This window comes from Rhodoglobus sp. GW821-FHT12B09 (genome assembly GCF_058809925.1).
In genome coordinates this window covers 97,707-115,708 of sequence record NZ_JBXATB010000007.1, presented here as the reverse complement: position 1 = coordinate 115,708, position 18,002 = coordinate 97,707, and the positions used below count along the sequence as shown (strand labels likewise).

16 protein-coding genes and 2 riboswitches are annotated in these 18,002 nt (G+C 67.7%); of the genes, 6 read left to right on the top strand and 10 right to left on the bottom strand.

The window, feature by feature from the left end; translation table 11 throughout:
* Nucleotides 1-38 precede the first annotated feature (38 nt).
* Nucleotides 39-632, top strand: a complete 594-nt coding sequence (locus tag AC1RTC_RS13610) for a PH domain-containing protein (RefSeq protein WP_493156544.1) — start codon at nt 39-41, stop codon at nt 630-632.
* Nucleotide 633: 1 nt separating this feature from the next.
* Here AC1RTC_RS13610 and AC1RTC_RS13605 read toward each other — a convergent pair whose 3' ends face one another.
* The 3 genes from AC1RTC_RS13605 to AC1RTC_RS13595 all read right to left on the bottom strand — a co-directional run bounded on the left by AC1RTC_RS13605 (nt 634) and on the right by AC1RTC_RS13595 (nt 5,162).
* Nucleotides 634-1,719 carry an ABC transporter permease gene (locus AC1RTC_RS13605; protein ID WP_493156542.1) on the bottom strand — a complete coding sequence of 362 codons (1,086 nt, stop codon included), beginning with the start codon at nt 1,717-1,719 and terminating at the stop codon, nt 634-636.
* A gap of 2 nt (nt 1,720-1,721) precedes the next feature.
* The gene (locus tag AC1RTC_RS13600) at nt 1,722-3,248 is read right to left on the bottom strand and encodes an ABC transporter permease (RefSeq protein ID WP_493156540.1); all 1,527 of its coding nucleotides are present in this window, start codon (nt 3,246-3,248) and stop codon (nt 1,722-1,724) included.
* 111 nt (nt 3,249-3,359) lie between these two features.
* Nucleotides 3,360-5,162 (bottom strand): ABC transporter substrate-binding protein, encoded by a 1,803-nt coding sequence (locus AC1RTC_RS13595; protein ID WP_493156538.1) that lies wholly within the window; start codon nt 5,160-5,162, stop codon nt 3,360-3,362.
* Between the two features lie 290 nt (nt 5,163-5,452).
* Here AC1RTC_RS13595 and AC1RTC_RS13590 point away from each other — a divergent pair, with 290 nt between their 5' ends.
* Nucleotides 5,453-5,866: a thiol-disulfide oxidoreductase DCC family protein gene (locus tag AC1RTC_RS13590; RefSeq protein WP_493156536.1), complete on the top strand. Its 414-nt coding sequence runs from the start codon at nt 5,453-5,455 to the stop codon at nt 5,864-5,866.
* Nucleotides 5,867-5,888: 22 nt separating this feature from the next.
* On the top strand, nt 5,889-6,638 hold the full coding sequence (locus tag AC1RTC_RS13585; protein ID WP_493156534.1) for a CPBP family intramembrane glutamic endopeptidase: 750 nt from the start codon (nt 5,889-5,891) through the stop codon (nt 6,636-6,638).
* Between the two features lie 11 nt (nt 6,639-6,649).
* Here AC1RTC_RS13585 and gcvP read toward each other — a convergent pair whose 3' ends face one another.
* From gcvP to AC1RTC_RS13565, 4 genes are all read right to left on the bottom strand, one after another.
* The gene (gene gcvP, locus AC1RTC_RS13580; protein WP_493156532.1) at nt 6,650-9,541 is read right to left on the bottom strand and encodes an aminomethyl-transferring glycine dehydrogenase; all 2,892 of its coding nucleotides are present in this window, start codon (nt 9,539-9,541) and stop codon (nt 6,650-6,652) included.
* The gene (gene gcvH / locus AC1RTC_RS13575; RefSeq protein WP_493156530.1) at nt 9,541-9,912 is read right to left on the bottom strand and encodes a glycine cleavage system protein GcvH; all 372 of its coding nucleotides are present in this window, start codon (nt 9,910-9,912) and stop codon (nt 9,541-9,543) included. Before gcvH ends, gcvP begins: the two co-directional genes overlap by 1 nt.
* A complete protein-coding gene (gene gcvT / locus AC1RTC_RS13570; RefSeq protein ID WP_493156528.1) occupies nt 9,905-10,999 on the bottom strand; it encodes a glycine cleavage system aminomethyltransferase GcvT in 1,095 nt (364 codons plus the stop codon). Before gcvT ends, gcvH begins: the two co-directional genes overlap by 8 nt.
* 36 nt (nt 11,000-11,035) lie before the next feature.
* A riboswitch (glycine riboswitch) is annotated at nt 11,036-11,139 on the bottom strand.
* A 1-nt stretch (nt 11,140) separates the two neighbouring features.
* A riboswitch (glycine riboswitch) is annotated at nt 11,141-11,232 on the bottom strand.
* Nucleotides 11,233-11,350: 118 nt separating this feature from the next.
* On the bottom strand, nt 11,351-12,055 hold the full coding sequence (locus AC1RTC_RS13565; protein ID WP_493156526.1) for a class I SAM-dependent methyltransferase: 705 nt from the start codon (nt 12,053-12,055) through the stop codon (nt 11,351-11,353).
* A gap of 94 nt (nt 12,056-12,149) precedes the next feature.
* Here AC1RTC_RS13565 and AC1RTC_RS13560 point away from each other — a divergent pair, with 94 nt between their 5' ends.
* A complete protein-coding gene (locus tag AC1RTC_RS13560; protein ID WP_493156524.1) occupies nt 12,150-13,076 on the top strand; it encodes a hypothetical protein in 927 nt (308 codons plus the stop codon).
* A gap of 251 nt (nt 13,077-13,327) precedes the next feature.
* Nucleotides 13,328-13,744 (top strand): DoxX family protein, encoded by a 417-nt coding sequence (locus tag AC1RTC_RS13555; RefSeq protein ID WP_493156654.1) that lies wholly within the window; start codon nt 13,328-13,330, stop codon nt 13,742-13,744.
* On the opposite strand, the gene AC1RTC_RS13550 is transcribed toward AC1RTC_RS13555, so the two are convergent.
* The 3 genes from AC1RTC_RS13550 to ychF all read right to left on the bottom strand — a co-directional run bounded on the left by AC1RTC_RS13550 (nt 13,741) and on the right by ychF (nt 16,810).
* Nucleotides 13,741-14,946 (bottom strand): HNH endonuclease signature motif containing protein, encoded by a 1,206-nt coding sequence (locus tag AC1RTC_RS13550; RefSeq protein WP_493156522.1) that lies wholly within the window; start codon nt 14,944-14,946, stop codon nt 13,741-13,743. The two genes, AC1RTC_RS13555 and AC1RTC_RS13550, sit on opposite strands and share 4 nt — an antisense overlap.
* Nucleotides 14,947-15,084: 138 nt before the next feature.
* The gene (locus AC1RTC_RS13545; protein ID WP_493156520.1) at nt 15,085-15,726 is read right to left on the bottom strand and encodes a hypothetical protein; all 642 of its coding nucleotides are present in this window, start codon (nt 15,724-15,726) and stop codon (nt 15,085-15,087) included.
* A gap of 13 nt (nt 15,727-15,739) precedes the next feature.
* Nucleotides 15,740-16,810: a redox-regulated ATPase YchF gene (ychF, locus tag AC1RTC_RS13540; RefSeq protein ID WP_493156518.1), complete on the bottom strand. Its 1,071-nt coding sequence runs from the start codon at nt 16,808-16,810 to the stop codon at nt 15,740-15,742.
* Between the two features lie 65 nt (nt 16,811-16,875).
* Between ychF and AC1RTC_RS13535 the strand changes: the two genes are divergently transcribed.
* Nucleotides 16,876-17,982 (top strand): flavin-containing monooxygenase, encoded by a 1,107-nt coding sequence (locus AC1RTC_RS13535; RefSeq protein ID WP_493156516.1) that lies wholly within the window; start codon nt 16,876-16,878, stop codon nt 17,980-17,982.
* The last annotated feature ends 20 nt before the right edge of the window (nt 17,983-18,002 follow it).

Below are 18,002 nucleotides of genomic sequence, written 5' to 3'. Positions count from 1 at the left end.
CGATCTTGGCGTTGGAGTGCCTGTGGGACGATGGGGCCATGACGACGCCCATCGTGTTCCGCCCGTGGACGGGCATCGCACTGACAGTGGTGATCTGGGGTGTCGTGGCTGTGGGCCTCGGTAGCCTCGCGCTGGCGGGGGATATCGACTCGCTGCGCCGCTTCGGCCCGGCATTCGTCGCCCTCGCCGCGCTCACGTGGCTTCTGTTCTGGTGGCCGTCGGTGACGCTCTCGGCGGAGACCGTTGCTGTCCGCAATCCGCTGCGCACCACCGTGGTGCCGTGGGCGGCCATCGAGGGGATCGAGACCCGGTTCGGCCTGCGCATAGCGCTGCGCCCCGCCGGGGTCGTGGCCGCGTGGGCGGCGCCCGCGGGCTCGCGGCGCGCAGGAGCCAGGCTGCTGCGGCGGGCGGTGGATACCTCGGCAACGGGGGCCTCGGAGGCGCTGGTGCGCGAGGCACGGCTGCAGGGCGAGGGTGAGGCTCCCATGGCTATCCGCCAGGAGCTCGCTCGGCGCGAGCGCACCGGGGTTGCCGCTACCGGCTCCACCGACGTATCGCGCACGCTCAACGTCCCCGTGATCGTGCTGCTCGTCGTGGTGCTCGTCGCCGCTGTGGCGTTTCCCCTGACGTAGCTCAATCCGGGTCCCTCGTCGTCTCGCCGTCGGTCGGCACCGTCGACGCGCGACCGCGGAACGGCCTGCCGAGGATCTGGGCGAGCTCGCGGTACGGGCCCATCTTGGCGGGCATCCGACGCTGGCGCGGGTCGAAGGCGTCGCGCAGGCCGTCGCCGATGAAGTTGATGGCGAGCACGATCAGGATGAGGATCAGGCCGGGCCACCAGAACAGCCACGGGCGTGTCTGGAACGCGGACTGGTACTCGCCGAGCAACTGGCCGAGCGAGACATCCGGGGCCTTGATGCCGAAGCCGAGGTAGGCGAGGGCGGCCTCGAGCAGGATCGCGCCGCTCATCGTCAGCGAGATGTTGACGATGAGCACGCCCGCCGTGTTGGGCAGGATGTGGCGGAAGATGATGCGCAGGTTCGAGGCGCCCGCCACGCGAGCGGCGTCCACGAACTCGCGCTCGCGCAGGCCGAGGAACTCACCGCGCACGAGGCGCGCGAGCACCGGCCAGCCGAAGAGTCCGAGGGTGATGCCGAGCACGAAGATGCCCTGGCTGCCGAAGGTGCGGCCGATCACGGCGCCGAGCAGAACGACGGGGACGATGATGATGACGTCTGTGAGGCGCATGAGCACGCTGTCGAGGCGTCCGCGGAAGAATCCCGCGATGGCACCGACGACGATGCCGAACACGCCGGCAACGGCCCCGTACACGATCATGATGATGATCGACTGCTGGGTGCCGCGCATGACCTGCGCGAAGACGTCGTGGCCGATGTCGTCCTGCCCGAGCGGGTGGTTGCCAAAGCTGAACAGCCCGTCCCAGGTCGGCGCGCCACCGGGACGCTCGATCGGGAAGTAGTTCTCGAAGTCGTACTTCCACCACCCGGGGATCTTCAGCCCGAAGATGTCGAACCCGACGGAGCTGAACGAGAACAGCACGACGAAGACGAGCACGCCGAGGGAGATCATCGCGCCCGCGTGGCGCACGAAGCGACGACGGACGATCGCACCCTGGCTGAGGCCGGCGACCTCCTGCTGCTCGATCGAGATGATCTCGCCCGAGCCCTCGGGCGGAATCGCTGCTAGTGGATTGGTCATGATCAGCTCACCCGGATTCGTGGGTCGAGAACGGAGTACGCGATGTCAGCCAGCAGGTTGAACAGCAGCGCGAAGATGCTCGTCACGAGGAAGACTCCCATGATCGAGTTGAGGTCGACGACCCTGAGGGCCGCGACGAACATCGTGCCCATGCCGCGCCACGCAAAGACCGTCTCGGTGATCACCGCGCCGCCGATGAGGCCGCCGAGGTCGAAGGCGACGATCGTGGCGATCGGGATCAGCGCGTTGCGGAAGGCGTGCCGCATGATCACCGTGCGCTCGTTGAGGCCCTTGGCGCGAGCCGTGCGGACGTAGTCCATCGACATGACCTCGAGCAGGCTGCCCCGGGAGTAGCGGCTGTACGACGCCAGCGAGATGAGCATGATCGTGATAGTGGGCAGGAGCACGTGCGCGAAGCTGTCGACGGTGGTGAGCCAGATGCTGCCCTTGAGCCCGGCGGTCTCGGACCCGATGGTCGAGATCGGCCGTCCGCCCGTGTTCGTGACGTAGTCGGGCCAGGCGCCGAGCACCCTGTCGACGAGGACGAGGCCGCCCGAGAAGAACGCGGTGATCATTGCCGCGCGGATCGAGACACCGCGGTCGTCACCGCCCCACAACCAGCCGACGAGGGCGCCGACACCGAGAGCGACGAGCCCGAGAAGGAGCACCGCCCACCACTGCGCCAGGTAGTAGAAGGCGAACTGAACGGGCCACCACAGCACCGCGCCGAGCACGGCGACCGTGAGGGAGGAGTACAGCGCCCTGCGGTTCGAAAGGCCGGTCGTGAGCTGCACGACGACGCAGGCGATCGCCGCACCGAGAATGCCGATCCACAGCGGGCCCAGGTTCGGGTTGCGGAAGGAGTCGGTCAGGTTCGCGTAGATCATCAGCCCTGCAGCGAGAACAGCGGCGAGGCCGAAGTTGATGGAGAAGCGCTTGAGCTGGCCTCCCATCGCGCTCGCCCAGATGAAGCCCGCTATCAACGACAGCGCGACTATCCAGATCGGAGTGATCACCGGATTCGCGAGGAAGTTGTTGAACGCGATGGCGACATTGAGCTTGAGCAGGTTGCCGACCCAGAACGTCGGGAGGGCGAAGAAGAAGAAGGCGATGAGGGTCACCGAGTAGTCGAACCCGGTGTACTGGCGCAGCGCCGAGATCATGCCGATGCCGACACCGAAGAAGATCGCGAGGACCGTGGCGATGCTGACGAGCTGGATGGTCGACCACATTGATTGCGACAGCACTGTCGTAACCGCGGTACCCGTGAGCGTTGCCCCGAGGTCCAGCTGGCCGATGAAGACCTTGAGCACGCCGCTGAGCCAGATGAAATAGCGCAGAGGGGGTGCGACGTCGAGGTGGAGAAGTTGGATCCTGGCAGCGATCAACGCTTCCTTGTTCGGAGCGGTCGAACCTCGGAGGTCTTCGAGCGGGTCACCGGAGTTGGCGGCCAGCACGTAGACGAGGAAGCTCGCGGCGAAGATCACGAGGATGGCGATGAGAACTCGCCTCAGCACATAGCTCCACATGGAGATGCCCTTCTGGTGGTGGATTGCTGCGGCGCGGGTGCCGCATATCGCGTGCTAAGGGTGCCGGGGCATTGCCCCGGCACCCTCCACACGTTGCCGGACGTTGGCTACTTAGCCAGCGGCGACCGGCGTCCACTCCCAGAAGTTCCAGAAGTACTGCGGCGTGAGCGGCGATGCCGACACTCCGGAGACCTTCGACTCGTCCCAGGCGGTGATGCCGGGGAACTGGAACACGGGGATCGACCAGTACTGCTCGCCGATGGCCTTCTCAGCCTGGACGAGGAGCTCGTCGGCCTTGGCGCCATCGGTCTCGGTGTCGATCGCCTTGAAGGGCTCGTCAACCGAGTCAGCGGACCATCCGTAGTAGTTGTTCGCGCCACCGGTGATGTAGTTCGGGGCGTTCTGCGTACGGCCGGTGTTGTTGAGGATCCAGGCGAACAGCGCGGCGTCGTACGACGTCTGCTTCGTGTCCAGATCGGCAGACCACGTGGTCGACGAGGCGTTGATCAGGTTGAAGCCCGCCTCGGCCGCGATCGGAGCCCACAGGGTGTACTCCGAGTTGCGGCGCTCGTTGGTCTGGCTGAACAGGAGTCGCACGTCGACCGGCGTGGTGATGCCGGCGTCAGCGAGGACCTTCTTGGCACCCTCGACATCCGGGACCTCGAGCTCCGGGTAGCCGTTGACCTTGGCAGCCTCGTTGGCGACGTCGGTGCCCGGGAAGGAGACGAGGGTGTTCATGACCTCGGCGTTCTCCTGCAGCGGCTTGACGAGCTTGTCGATGATGTCCTGGCGGGGAATCGTCATGAAGAACGCCTTGCGCACCGCGAGAGCCTTGTCAGCGTCGCCGCCGTAGGTCGCGGGGTCGAACGGACCGCCGTTGGTGACCTGCAGGTCGATGTGCTCGAACGAGGACTCCGAAGCGCCCTGGTAGGCGACGTTCGGGATGCCGTTCGCAAGAGCGGTGGCGATGTCAGGCGTCGGCTGGCCGGACGCGATCTGGATGTCGCCGTTCTGGAGTGCCGTCAGCTGAGCCTGCGAGTCGGGGACCGCGCGGACAGTGATGGACTCGAACTTCGGCGACGGGCCCCACGTGTAGTCGGGGTTGGCCGTGAGGGTGACGTACTCGTCAGCCTTCATGTCCGTGATCGTGTAGGCGTAGTTCGACAGCAGCGCGGGAGAACCCTTCTCCGGCATGGTGTTGAACGTGTAGCCGGTGTTGAAGGCCTTCGAGACCGGGCCGAGGAAGTCGAAGTCCTGGTCCTGGATCGCCTTGATCAGGTCGGTCTTGGCCTTCTTCGCGCCGTCATCGCCGGTGTACTTGTCCGGGTAGGCGAGCTGCACCGTGCCGTGACCGGAAACGCCGATCGGGCTCACGAGCTCCCAGTCCGCGTAGGGCTTGTCGTAGACGACGGTCATGCTGCGGTTGTCGTCGCTCAGGGTGGGGGTCTTCGACACGAGGTCGAAGCCGATGCCCTCGGCAGCGCCCGTGTTCCAGACCGTACCGGTCTGGTCGGTGACCGCGCCGGTCTCCTCGTCGACAGTCGCCTCACCGTTGGTGACGTGGGTGGTGACCGCGGCCCAGTAGAGCAGCATGTCAGCAGCGTCGACAGGAGTGCCGTCCGACCACTTGACGCCCGAGTTGATGGTGTACTTCACCGTCAGCGGGTCGTCGCTGGTCTTCTCGTACGTGCCGAAGTCGGTGTTCTTCACCAGCTCGGACTTGTCGTTGTAGTACGCGAACGTGTCCTGGGCCATGTAGACGACCTGGGCGTTGTAAAGGCTGTTGAGGTTCGTCAGCAGCGTGTTGTAACCGCTGTAGACGTCGTTCATGGCCACCGTGATCTTGGTGCCCTCGACGACTTCGGACTCACGGGGCGGCGTGCACCCTGCGAGTACGAGTGCCCCAGTGGCCACCAGCGCGACGCCAGCAGCTAGGCGCTTAATCTTCAATTTTCCTCCTGTGCAAGATGAGACCGCGGCATGCCGATTCCTAGCGGCACGACGGGCTTGATATTTCACACCCTAAACGGGGGTAAAGCCCCCGCAAAACTGTAAGCGGAAACGTTACATAGTGGTAACGCAGTTATGAATTCATTGCGCCGAATGGTGATAAGTTGCGTGAATCCTGCGCGGCACGCTCTTTTATTGCGGGCATGGTGCTTTCGTGCGCCGAACCCGCGTCGTCAACGGCGTAGTCTCGACTCGTGAGCACAACCGGACTGTCGGATTCGTCCAACCTCCCCCTGCTGGTGTTCGACGGAGATTGTGCGTTCTGCACCACCTGGGTGAACCGCCTCGAGAAGATCCTTCCCGTGTTCCCCGCCAAGTCCCCCTGGCAGTGGCTCGACATCGACGAGCTGGGGCTCTCCGAGCACGACGTCACCCACTACGCGTGGGTCGTGACCGCCGGCCACCACTACGCCGGGCATCTCGCCGGTTCGGCCCTCCTGCGCATGCAGCCCGGATTCGGCTGGCGGTTCCTGGGCAACCTGATCGCCACTCCCCCGGTGTCGTGGGCGGCCGCGGTCGCGTACCACTTCATCGCGAAGTACCGCCACAAGCTGCCGGGCGGCACTCCGGCCTGCGCCATGCCTCCGGCGGGAGCCGCACATCACTGAGCTGCCCCTCTCGCGCCGCACGGTGGGCGCGGAGGTCCTCATCGTCCTGGGGCTCTCGCTCGGGGCATCCGCCGCGTACTCGATCGTGTCGATCACGAACAAGCTCACGCAGCCGGTCGCCCTCTCCCAGCAGACCACCACGCTGAACTCCTCGTACAGTGACCGACCCACGTTCGACCTGATCTACCAGCTCATGGCGATCTTCTTCGACCTCGTGCCGGTGGCCCTGGTCGGCTTCCTGCTCTGGCAGGCCTCACGGCCGCACCTGGGCCGGCTGGGCATCGACTTCACGAAACCGGGCCGGGATGCCCTCGCCGGCGTCGGGCTGGCGCTCGCGATCGGCGTCCCGGGCATCGGCGTGTACCTGGCCGGCCGCGCGCTCGGACTCTCCGTCAACGTCGTGCCGACCGCGCTCGACGCCTACTGGTGGACGGTCCCCGTGCTCATCCTCTCCGCCGTGCGCGCCGGGGTCACCGAAGAGGTCATCGTCATCGGCTACCTCTTCGCCCGGCTGCGCGACCTGGGCTGGGGCCGGTGGCAGATCATCGTCGCCACCGCGGCCTTGCGCGGTACCTACCACCTGTACCAGGGCTTCCCCGCGTTCGTCGGCAACTTCGCCATGGGGATGCTCTTCGGCTGGCTGTACAGCAGGCCGTCGGACAAGCACGGCGGGCGCGTGCTGCCGCTGGTGATAGCCCACGTGCTGATCGACAGCGCGATCTTCGTGGGCTACCCCTGGGCGGCGGCGACGTTCCCCGCGCTGTTCAGCTAGCTTCGAGAGACTCAGTCAGCGAACGCCTCCACCGGCGGGCACGCGCACACGAGGTTGCGGTCGCCGTACGCGTTGTCGATGCGGCGCACGGGCGGCCAGTACTTGTGGCCGATGAGCGTGCGCAGCGGGTAGACGGCCTGCTCGCGGGAGTAGGCGTGGGCCCACTCCCCCTCGATCACCGACTGGGCGGTGTGCGGGGAGTTCACGAGCGGGTTGTCGTCGGCGGGCAAGGTTCCGGCGGCAACGGCATCCGCCTCGTCCTTGATCGCGATCATCGCGTCGATGAAGCGGTCGATCTCGACGAGGTCCTCGCTCTCGGTCGGCTCGACCATGAGCGTGCCCGCGACCGGGAACGACATCGTCGGGGCGTGGAAGCCGTAGTCGACGAGCCGCTTGGCGACGTCGTTGTTGTCGATGCCGGTGGCCTCCTTGAGCGGCCGCAGGTCGAGGATGCACTCGTGCGCCACGAGCCCGTTGTCGCCCGCGTAGAGCACCGGGTAGTGGTCCCGCAGGCGCGCGGCCACGTAGTTCGCCGCGAGCACCGCGGCGCCCGTGGCGGCCTTGAGGCCCTCAGAGCCCATCATGCGCACGTAGGCCCACGAGATCGGCAGGATGCTCGCACTCCCGTACTTCGCCGCGCTCACCGCGTGCGGGTCGTCGAAGTGCGCAGTGCCAGCCGCGCCGGGCAGGTACGGCGCGAGGTGCGCCTTCGCCGCCACGGGCCCCACGCCGGGTCCGCCGCCGCCGTGCGGGATGCAGAACGTCTTGTGCAGGTTGAGGTGCGAGACGTCTCCGCCGAAGTCGCCGAAGCGCGCGTAGCCGAGCAGGGCGTTGAGGTTGGCGCCGTCGACGTACACCTGGCCGCCGGCCCCGTGCACGGCATCGGTGATCGCGCGCACCTCGTGCTCGTAGACGCCGTGGGTGGACGGGTACGTGATCATCAGGGCGGCCAGCGCCTCGGCGTGCTGCGCGATCTTGGCGCGCAGGTCGACGAGGTCGACGTTGCCGAGGTCGTCGCACTCGACCACTACCACCTTCATACCGGCCAGTACCGCGGAGGCCGCGTTGGTGCCGTGGGCGGACGACGGGATGAGGCACACCGTCCGGTGCGCGTCGCCGTTCGCGCGGTGGTAGCCCCGGATCGCGAGCAGGCCCGCGAGCTCGCCCTGGCTGCCCGCGTTCGGCTGCAGCGAGACGGAGTCGTACCCGGTGACCTCGGCGAGCCAGCCCTCGAGCTGCCCGATGAGCTCGCGGTAGCCGACCGTGTCGCTGTCGGGGGCGAACGGGTGCAGCCCGGCGAACTCCGGCCACGTCACCGCCTCCATCTCGGTGGCGGCGTTGAGCTTCATCGTGCACGACCCGAGCGGGATCATCCCGCGATCGAGCGCGTAGTCCTTGTCGGCGAGGTACTTGAGGTACCGCATCATGCTCGTCTCCGAGCGGTGCGTGTTGAACACGGGATGCACGAGGTACGCGCTCTGGCGGGCGAGGGCGGGCAGGTACTCGTGCTGGTGCGCGGCGTCGAGCTCGTACCAGCGGTCGGTCTTCGTGAACACGCCCTGGTCCTGCTCGGGGGCGCGGTCCCCCGCGCCGAAGATCTCGAACAGGACGGGCAGCAGCTCCGGCAGGTCCTCGGCCGAGACCTCGTCGAACGACGCCGTCACGGTGCTCTCGCCCGCCGCGTGCAGGAGGACGCCCAGCGAGTGCGCCCGCGAGACGACGGCCGCGGCATCCTCGACCTCGATCGACAGGGTGTCGAAGTAGCTCGTGCTGCTGACCGTGACGCCGCGGGCGGTGAGCTCCTTGGCGGCGAGCACCGCGGAGGCGTGCACGTTCTGCGCGATCCGCTTGAGGCCCTGCGGCCCGTGGTACACCGCGTACATCGAGGCCATGACGGCGAGCAGCACCTGGGCGGTGCAGATGTTCGACGTGGCCTTCTCGCGGCGGATGTGCTGCTCGCGCGCCTGCAGCGAGAGCCGGTAGGCGGCGTGGCCGGACGCGTCCTGCGAGACGCCCACGAGGCGCCCGGGCAGCTGGCGCTCGAGTCCGGCGCGCACGGCCATGTAGCCGGCGTGCGGTCCGCCGAAGCCCATCGGAACGCCGAAGCGCTGGGACGTGCCGACGGCCACGTCGGCCCCGAGCTCACCGGGGGCCTTGAGCAGGGTGAGGGCGAGCAGGTCGGCCGCGACAACGGCGAGGCCGCCGTGCTCCTTCACCGCGGCGATGGCCTCGGTGGGGTCCCAGACGCGGCCGGAGACGCCCGGGTACTGGATGAACGCGCCGAAGGCCGGGGGGATGTCGGCGAAGTCGGTCTCCACGAGCTCGATGCCGACCGCGTCCGCGCGGTTCCGCAGCAGCACCTTCGTCTGCGGGAGGGCGTCGGCATCCACGAGGAAGACGTTCGACTCGGCACCGGAAGCCCGGCGGGCGAGGAGCATGCCCTCGACCACGGCCGTGCCCTCGTCGAGCATGGAGGCGTTCGCCGTCGTCATGCCCGTGAGGTCGGAGACCATGGTCTGGAAGTTGATGAGCGCCTCGAGGCGGCCCTGCGAGATCTCGGGCTGGTAGGGCGTGTACGCCGTGTACCAGCTCGGGTTCTCGAGCACGTTGCGCTTGATCACGGCGGGCGTGATCGTGTCGTAGTAGCCGAGGCCGATCAGGGAGCGGTTGACGGTGTTCTTGCCGGCGAGCGCCCGGAGCTCCCGCAGCGCTCCCCGTTCGGAGGCGGCATCCGGGATCACCGAGTTCTCGAGGGGCTCCACCCGGATCGACGCCGGCACTGCCGCGGTGACGAGCGCCTCGACGCTGTCGTAGCCGACGGCCGCGAGCATGGCCTTCTGCGCGTCGGTGTCCGTTCCGACGTGCCGGTGCTGGAAGAGGTCGGTGCGGTCTGCGGAATCCATCAGTCTCCTGTGAGGGCGGTGTACTGGTCGAACGAGAGCAGCTCGGGCAGCTCGGTGAACTCGACCTTGATGAGCCAGCCCTCGCCGAACGGGTCGGAGTTGACGAGCTCGGGGCTCGACGAGACCGCGTCGTTCGCCTCGACGACCGTGCCGTTGACGGGCGCGAAGAGCTCCCCCACCGACTTGGTGGACTCGATCTCGCCCACGACCTTGCCCTCGGCGACGGACGAGCCGGCCTTGGGCAGGTCGACGAACACGATGTCGCCGAGCTTCTCCGCGGCGTACGCGGTGATGCCCACCGTGGCCACGGAGCCTTCCACGAGCACCCACTCGTGCTCGGCGGTGTACTGGAGCGTGGTCTTGTCAGCCATGGTTCTCCTTCTTGTAGAACGGCAGTGGGACAACGGATGCCGCAACTCGCGACCCCCGCACATCGATGTCGAGCGCTGTGCCCGGCTCGCTCAGGCCCTTGTCGACGTAGGCCATGGCGATCGGGTAGCCGAGCGTCGGGGAGAGCGCGCCGCTCGTGACCGTGCCCACCTCGGTGTCGCCGTGCAGCACCGGGTAGCCCGCGCGCCCGGCCCGCTTGCCCTCGGACACGAGCCCGACGAGAACACGCGCGTCGTCCGCGGGGCCGGCCTCGATGCCGTGCTTGCCGACGAACTCCTTCGTGAGGTTCACCACGCGGGCCAGTCCGGCCTGCTCGGGCAGGGTGTCGAGACCCAGCTCGTGGCCGTAGAGCGGCATGCCCGCCTCGAGCCGGAGCGTGTCGCGGCTCGCGAGGCCCGCCGGGACGAGGCCGCGGGACGCGCCGGCCTCCAGGAGCGCCTGCCAGAGCGCCGCGGCATCCGGGACATCGACGTAGAGCTCGTAGCCGTCCTCGCCCGTGTACCCGGTGCGGGCGACGATGACGTCTGCCTCACCGAACGTGCCGTCGGTGCAGGCGTAGTACTTGAGGTCGGCGAGCGCCGGCACCTCGAGGGCGTCGGCAACGATCTCCCGGGACGCCGGACCCTGCACGGCGATGAGCACGATCTGGTCGGTGAGGTCGGCGAGCTGCACGTCGAAGCCCGCGCTGCGGTCCTGCAGCGCGCTCACCACCACGTCGCGGTTGCCGGCGTTGGCGACCACGAAGTACGCGCCCTGCGTGAGGTGGTAGACGATGAGGTCGTCGAGGATGCCCCCGCTCTCCTCGAGGATGAGCGAGTACTTCGCCCGCCCGAGCGGCACCGCCGAGATGAGGCCGGCGAGGGCGTGGTCGAGGAAGGCCGCCGCATCCGGGCCGGTCACACTGATCTCGGCCATGTGCGAGATGTCGAAGAGGCCGGCGGCGGTGCGCACGGCGTGGTGCTCTGCCAGGTCTGAGCTGTAGCGCACGGGCATCAGCCAGCCGGCGAAGTCGGTGAAGCTCGCGCCGAGCTGCTCGTGCAGCTCGTGAAGCGGTGATTGTCTGGTCACGGAGTTCTCCTGGCGCGCGGGGCTGCGGATAAGAACTCCCCCTCTGTGATGGAGCCTGAGAGTTTCACGCTTGCGCGCTTTCACCGACGGCGGGATGTCGATGCGCGCGAGCGCGCTACTCCATCCGCTTTCCAGAGTGGCCAGTTCGATGCGGTACGGAGACCTGAGAGATTGGCGGGGAGGCTTGCTCCTTCGGTGCAGCTCTCGAAGAGCTGCTCTCCCGCATCGTGTTTGCGGCCCGATGTTCTGTTGTGCGGCCAGCTTACTAGTCGCTCAGCCCAGCCCGTAGACGACCGCCGCGGCAACCGCGCTTGGCGCTACTTCGTGGCTGGCGCTACTTCGTGGCTGGCGCTACTTCGTGGCGGTGCCGTAGCTCACGTAGTGCCACGACTCGGGAACGAGCCGGTTGAACACGCGCTCGTCGGCGGAGGCGAGCTCGTTGCGCTGGCGCTCCCGCAGGCCGAACATCGAGAGGAAGCCGGTCACCCGCACGTCGTGCCGGGAGTACTGCGCCAGGTGCGGCCGGAGCTCCTTCACCGTGACGTAGCGCCACGACGTGCCGCGCACCTTGTACGCGATCGCGCGGGCGAGCCGGTGGAGCACGGTGCCGCGCAGGTTCTCGGCGAACAGCAGGGTGCCGCCCGGCTTGAGCGCCCGGTAGATGCCGCGCATCGCGTCATCCTGCGCCGCCCTCGTCCCCACCCCGCCGATGACCGACTTGAAGACGATGAGGTCGAACTCGTTCTCGAACGGGATCTTCGTGGCGTCGACATCCTGATAGCTGATCCCGGATACCCCGTACCGCTCGTGCAGCGGAGCAGCCTGCCCCTCGGTGTTCTGCCAGTTCGTGCACAGCACCTCGTGGCCCTGCAGCGCGAGCCACAGTGACGGTCCGCCCGGACCGGCCCCGATCTCGAGGCAGCGCAGCGTGCGGCCCTTCGGCAGTACCTGCTCCCAGAACAGCACAGCCGTCGACCAGGTGCGCACGTCCCACGAGACGATGTCGCGCATCAGTTCGGAGTCGCGCTCGAGCGGGCGGATGTCGTCGACGCTCATGTGTGAAGGCTACCGGAAGCCCCGGCCCTCCCTCCCAGAAGGTTCCCCGGCTCCACTAAGCTCGGGGCGAACTTGCACCTGAGGAGGGCAGCGCATGGCCGAAGGAACCGCGAAGAGCGGCAAGAAAGTCGTCAAAGTCGAGCAGGCAGAGCCGAGCCAGAAGGCAAAGGATCTCGCCAACGAGGCAGTCAAGAACAACACCGACGGCGTGTGGAAGCCCACGCCCGAGAACAAGAGCAAGGCGACCACGTTCCGCATCGTCGCCGTCATATTCTGGGTGCTGGCGATCGCGGCGGAGGCTGTCGCGATCTTCTGGCTGCTCAAGCAGACCCAGCAGAGCTGGTTCCTGTGGGCCCTCATCGGCGGCATCGTGCTCATCGGCATCCTCGCCGTCGTCGGCTCGCAGTTCTGGAAGAAGGCGAACCAGCTCGACCCGGCCAAGAAGTCGGAGCCGGCGCGCTTCTTCATCCAGAACCAGCTGGGCGTGATCATCTCGATCATCGCCTTCCTGCCGCTCATCATCCTGATCTTCCTGAACAAGGACATGGACGGGAAGCAGAAGGGCATCGCGGGCGGCATCGGCATCGCCGTGCTCATCGCGGCCGGTCTGCTGAGCGCCGAGTTCAGCCCCAACTCCGTCGAGAACGAGACCGCGCAGCAGGTCGCGAACGAGGGCCAGATCGGCAACTACTCCGAGATCGTCACCGAGCTCACCGGTGAGGACTTCGTCACGTGGACCAAGTCGGGCAACGTCTACCACCTCTGCACCGACGCCTCCGCGGTCAACCTGACCTCGGCCGACAACCAGATCTACTCCGGGGATGTCGCCACCGCCCACACGGCGGGCAAGGAGGGTCTGACGCTCGAGATCAAGAAGGAGCTGCAGGAGTGCGGCTTCGCGGAGCCCGAGAACGTCGACGAGATCATCCAGCAGGTGCGCGACCTCCGGGCCGCCGCGCCGACGGAGGACGCGCCGTCTGACGAGAGCACCGACGGCAGCACCGACGGCACCGAAGGCTAGAAGGCTAGCCGCTGTACTCGTAGGGCCTCGCCGCACTCGGCGGGGCCCTTCGAGCGTCTAGGGTCAGGATTGTGCGCCCTGCCTCAGCTTCCGACTCCGCGGCTTCCGACTCGGTCTCTGCCTCCGACTCGACTGCCTCCGACTCAGCTGCCTCCGCGTCAGGCGTCTCCGCCACCGGGGTCCCTGTCTCCGGGGTCCCTGTCTCCGGGGTCCCTGTCTCCGGGGTCTCCGCCACCGGGGTCTCCGTCTCCGTGCCCGCCACCATCGCGCGCTACCTGCTCGCCCTGGTCCTGGTCGTCACCGGGATCGGGCATCTCACGTTCGCGCGGGTGGGCTTCCAGGGCCAGGTGCCCGCGTGGGTGCCGCTCGACCCGGACTTCGTGGTGCTGGCCTCCGGGGTCGTCGAACTCGCGTTCGCCGTCGGGCTGATCCTTCTCCGTCGCTGGCGCGTGGCCGTCGGCTGGCTGCTGGCCGCGTTCTTCATCGCGATCTTCCCCGGCAACATCTCGCAGTTCGTCACGCACACCGATTCTCTCGGGCTCGACTCGGATGTCGCGCGCGGCGTGCGCCTCGTGTTCCAGCCGCTGCTCGTGGTGGTCGCCCTGTGGTCGACGGGCGCGTGGAAGTGGTGGCGCCTGCGGAGGCGCGGGCGGCGCGTGCAGAGCTAGAACGGCGGCGGATCGGCTTCGCGCTGGTACCCGGTGGGGCTGGTCCACACGGGCTCCGGGTGGCCGCGCAGGTTCTCTACAGTCCACTTGGTCTGGTGCTTCATCGTGTGGTGCTTGCGGCACCGCGGGGCGAGGTTCGCCAGCGTGGAGAGGCCACCGTCTGCCCAGGCGACCGTGTGGTCGAGGTCGCAGTTCACCGCGCGTCGGCCGCAGCCCGGGAAGTCGCAGGTCGCGTGGCGCACCGTGAACCACCGCTTGACCGCGGCGCTCAGACGGTACTGGTTCGGATCCATCTGCAGCACCCTGCCCGAGACCGGGTCGGTGAGCAATCGGGTGAAGCTCGGCACATCACCGACCAGGCGTCGGGCGGTGTCGAGGTCGATCGGCCCGGCACCCTCCAGCACTGCCAGCTCCCCGGAGTGGCCCAGCAGCGCCAGAACCGGGATGGTCAGGGCGAGTGTCACCCGCGGCCGGTCCTCCCCGTCGCCCAGAAGCAGGTCGGCGAACACGTCGGCGCGCAGTTGGCTCATCGTGCGGGTCTCGTCGGCCTCGCGGAAGTGCTCGAACGCCGCGGCGTCCACCCGAGCACTCGCCATGGCGATGGTCTCCGACGGGAGGTACGCGCTGATCCAGCCCATGCCGTCACGGTCCTGCTCGACCGCGACCCGGCGCTGGGCCGACGCGAGCTCGTGGCGCTCCGCGAGCGGCGTCGGGTGCAGCTTCTCGCGCAGGGCGCGGGCCTTCGCCGCGAACCGTGACGGCGCGAGGGTGCTGGCCGGACCCGCGAGCTGGGCGTCGAACTCGAGCCACGCGGAATCCGGCAACTCGACCACTATCGACGCCGCCTCTCGGGCGTTCTGCGTGGAGACGTCGCCCTCCGCGAAGCCGGCCCAGACCCGCGGCATGCACCGCTGCAGAGTCTCGGCGATGTGGCCGTGAGCGCGCACCGTCGACTCCGCGAGGTTCAACCGCACGGCAAGGTCGGCGACCGCCGCTCGGACGGAGAGCTCGACGGCGTCGCCGCGCAGCATCTGCTCGTCGATGAACACCTCGGGGTGCGCTGCTGCCTCGCGCATCACCTCATGGATCGCCGCGAACGTCAGCGCCGAGCTGCGCCACTGCCCGCGCTGGGCGACCTCCGCCTCGGCCAGGCCGAACGACACGCGCGTCTCCGCGTCGCGCGGGTCGAGTGCCGTGTCCATACAGGTATTAGATCAGAAGCCACCGACATTCGAAGAAGATGCGCGACCCGCTGTGAACCATCGATCGGAACGTCAGCCCGTGGAGGAGGAGCGGCAGACCGCTAGACGTTGAACCGGAACTCCACAACGTCCCCGTCCCTATGAGATGACGATCTTGCGGGGCACGAATGACCCTGACTTACTCGCAGTCCAGCGTCGCCATTGCTTCGAGGAGAACGTGAAGGGCGCGTGCGACTGGAGGCTTGGAAGCAGTCGACGCAGACCCGGGTCGTCTAAGTCGGGAATACAAATCTCGATGGTGAGCGAAGCACGGTTGCTGAGATGCAGGGTCAGTCGACTGTCGTAGCCGAGTCCCGGGTAGCGCGCCGGGTCTTGACCGGGGAATGGCTTGCCGGTCTGAGGATCAATGATTGCGATCTTCCAGAAGGTTCTGAGGGTGAGGGGAGCCATTCCCCATTCATTGTGAGGCTGCGGGGCTATCTCTTCGAGAAACCCTAGCGCCGCCTCTACTCGGTCGTCCGAGACAGCGATCGCATTGGCTGTGGCTTCACCGAATTCACGATGCAGCTCGCCTTCCCACTCGGCACCTTCCCCGAGACCCGGAACATCGTGCAGAGAGAAGCTCTGCGTTCGCGGTCCGACCTCGACCGCGCAGTTGGCGATGAACTCGACCGTACGCCGGTACGCATCACGTGACCCGATCGTCCCAAGCCCGTGCGAACCACCACTCCCGAGGGGAAGTCCCTCATACGTGACGACCATCGCCCCGGCCTCGGCCATGTTCTACTTCTAACTAGACGTTGAACCGGAACTCCACGACATCCCCGTCCTGCATCACGTAGTCCTTGCCCTCGATGCGCGCCTTGCCCTTCGAGCGCGCCTCGGCAATGGACCCGGTCGCGACGAGGTCGTCGAAGCCGATGATCTCGGCCTTGATGAAGCCCTTCTCGAAGTCGGTGTGGATCACGCCGGCCGCCTGCGGGGCCTTGTCTCCCTTGTGGATCGTCCACGCGCGCGACTCCTTCGGGCCGGCCGTCAGATAGGTCTGCAGGCCGAGGGTGTCGAAGCCGATGCGGGCGAGCTGGTCGAGTCCGCTCTCCTCCTGGCCGGTCGAGGCCAGGAGCTCCGCGGCGTCCTCGGGCGAGAGGTCGATGAGCTCCGACTCGAGCTTGGCGTCGAGGAAGATCGCCTTGGCCGGGGCGACGAGGGCGGCGAGGGATGCGAGAGCCGCGGCATCCCCGAGAATGCCCTCGTCCACGTTGAAGACGTAGATGAAGGGCTTCGCCGTGAGCAGGCCGAGCTCTTTGATGAGGGGGAAGTCGCCGGCCGACGACAGGGGCTTGCCGGAGTCGAGCACTGCGCGGGCCCTAACAGCCTCATCGAGCACGGCCGGCTCGATGCGCTTCGTCTTGAGCTCCTTCTCGTACCGCTCGATCGCCTTCGACAGCGTCTGCAGGTCGGCGAGGATCAGCTCGGTGTTGATGGTCTCCATGTCGGAGGCGGCATCCACCTTGCCGTCGACGTGCACCACGTCAGGGTCGGCGAAGCCGCGGATGACCTGCGCGATGGCGTCCGCCTCGCGGATATTCGCGAGGAACTTGTTGCCGAGGCCCTCACCCACCGAGGCGCCCTTCACGATGCCGGCGATATCGACGAACGAGACCGGCGCGGGCAGGATGCGCTCGCTGCCGAAGATCTCGGCGAGCACCTCGAGCCGCTTGTCGGGCAGGTTGACCACACCGACGTTCGGCTCGATCGTCGCGAACGGGTAGTTCGCCGCGAGCACCTGGTTCTTGGTGAGGGCGTTGAAGAGGGTCGATTTGCCGACGTTGGGGAGACCGACGATCGCGATAGTTAGAGCCACGGGAGTACAGCCTAACGGCGCACCAGACTCACGGCGCCGCTGACGAAAAGCCCTAGAGTTCTGGCATGGACGCTGTTGTCATTGGAGCCGGGCCCGCGGGCCTCGCCGCCGCCGCCGAGCTGCAGAAGGCCGGGTACACGGTCACCGTCGTCGACAGGGCCGACAGCATCGGCTCCAGCTGGTCGAAGCACTACGACCGGCTGCACCTCCACACCTCGCGACCGCTGAGCTCACTGCCGGGTCGCCCCATCCCCTCCCGCTACGGCCGGTGGGTGGCCCGCGACGACTTCCGCGCCTACCTCGCCGACTACGCGGAGGCTGAGAAGCTCGACGTGCGGCTCGGCGTCACCGCCTCCGGAATCACGAAGACCGATTCGGGATGGACCGTGGACACGTCGATCGGCGCACTCCAGGCCGACGCGGTGGTCGTCGCCACCGGGTACAACCACACCGCGAAGATCCCGGACTGGCCGGGCCTCGACAGCTACACCGGCCGCGTCCTGCACTCCTCCGAGTACCGCAACCCGACCGAGCTCGGCGCGAAGGACGTGCTCGTCGTCGGCCCCGGCAACAGCGGCGCCGAGATCGCCGCCGACCTCGCGGGCGCGGGCGTCGCCGTGCGGATCGCCGTGCGCACTCCCCCGAACCTCGTGCGCCGGCAGGTGCTCGGCATCCCCACCCAGTCGCTCACGCTCTCCACCTACCCGCTGCCCACGAAGGCGGCGGACAAGGTGGCCCGCGTCATGCAGATCCTCACGGTCGGCGACCTCAGCAAGTACGGGCTGGAGAAGGCTCCCCGCGGCGTCTTCTCCCAGCAGGCCTACGACGACGTGACACCGACGATCGACGTCGGCTTCATCGACGCGCTCAAGGCGGGAAAAGTCACCGTCGTGGGCGCCGTCGAGTCGTTCACTGACGATGCCGTGGTTCTCGCCGACGGGACATCCGTCCGGCCGGAGGTCGTGCTGGTCGCGACCGGGTTCCAGCGCGGGCTCGAGCCGCTCGTGGGCGACCTCGGCGTGATCGCGCCCGGCGGCCGTCCGCTCATCAACGCCGACGAGCAGCTGCCCGGCCTCGAAGGGCTGTTCTTCCTCGGCTACTCGAACCCGATCACCGGCAACATCCGCCAGGTCGCTATCGACGCGAAGAAGATCGCGCGCAGGGCCAGATAGGAGCACCCGGCGCGCCCGCG

Excerpts from the sequence above, each read along its gene's own strand:
- AC1RTC_RS13605 (WP_493156542.1), bottom strand. The coding sequence starts at position 1,719 with ATGACCAATCCACTAGCAGCGATTCCGCCCGAGGGCTCGGGCGAGATC.
- AC1RTC_RS13565 (WP_493156526.1), bottom strand. The coding sequence starts at position 12,055 with ATGAGCGTCGACGACATCCGCCCGCTCGAGCGCGACTCCGAACTGATG.
- AC1RTC_RS13550 (WP_493156522.1), bottom strand. The coding sequence starts at position 14,946 with ATGGACACGGCACTCGACCCGCGCGACGCGGAGACGCGCGTGTCGTTC.
- AC1RTC_RS13535 (WP_493156516.1), top strand. The coding sequence starts at position 16,876 with ATGGACGCTGTTGTCATTGGAGCCGGGCCCGCGGGCCTCGCCGCCGCC.
- AC1RTC_RS13610 (WP_493156544.1), top strand. The coding sequence starts at position 39 with ATGACGACGCCCATCGTGTTCCGCCCGTGGACGGGCATCGCACTGACA.
- AC1RTC_RS13560 (WP_493156524.1), top strand. The coding sequence starts at position 12,150 with ATGGCCGAAGGAACCGCGAAGAGCGGCAAGAAAGTCGTCAAAGTCGAG.
- AC1RTC_RS13600 (WP_493156540.1), bottom strand. The coding sequence starts at position 3,248 with ATGTGGAGCTATGTGCTGAGGCGAGTTCTCATCGCCATCCTCGTGATC.
- gcvP (WP_493156532.1), bottom strand. The coding sequence starts at position 9,541 with ATGGATTCCGCAGACCGCACCGACCTCTTCCAGCACCGGCACGTCGGA.
- AC1RTC_RS13545 (WP_493156520.1), bottom strand. The coding sequence starts at position 15,726 with ATGGCCGAGGCCGGGGCGATGGTCGTCACGTATGAGGGACTTCCCCTC.
- gcvH (WP_493156530.1), bottom strand. The coding sequence starts at position 9,912 with ATGGCTGACAAGACCACGCTCCAGTACACCGCCGAGCACGAGTGGGTG.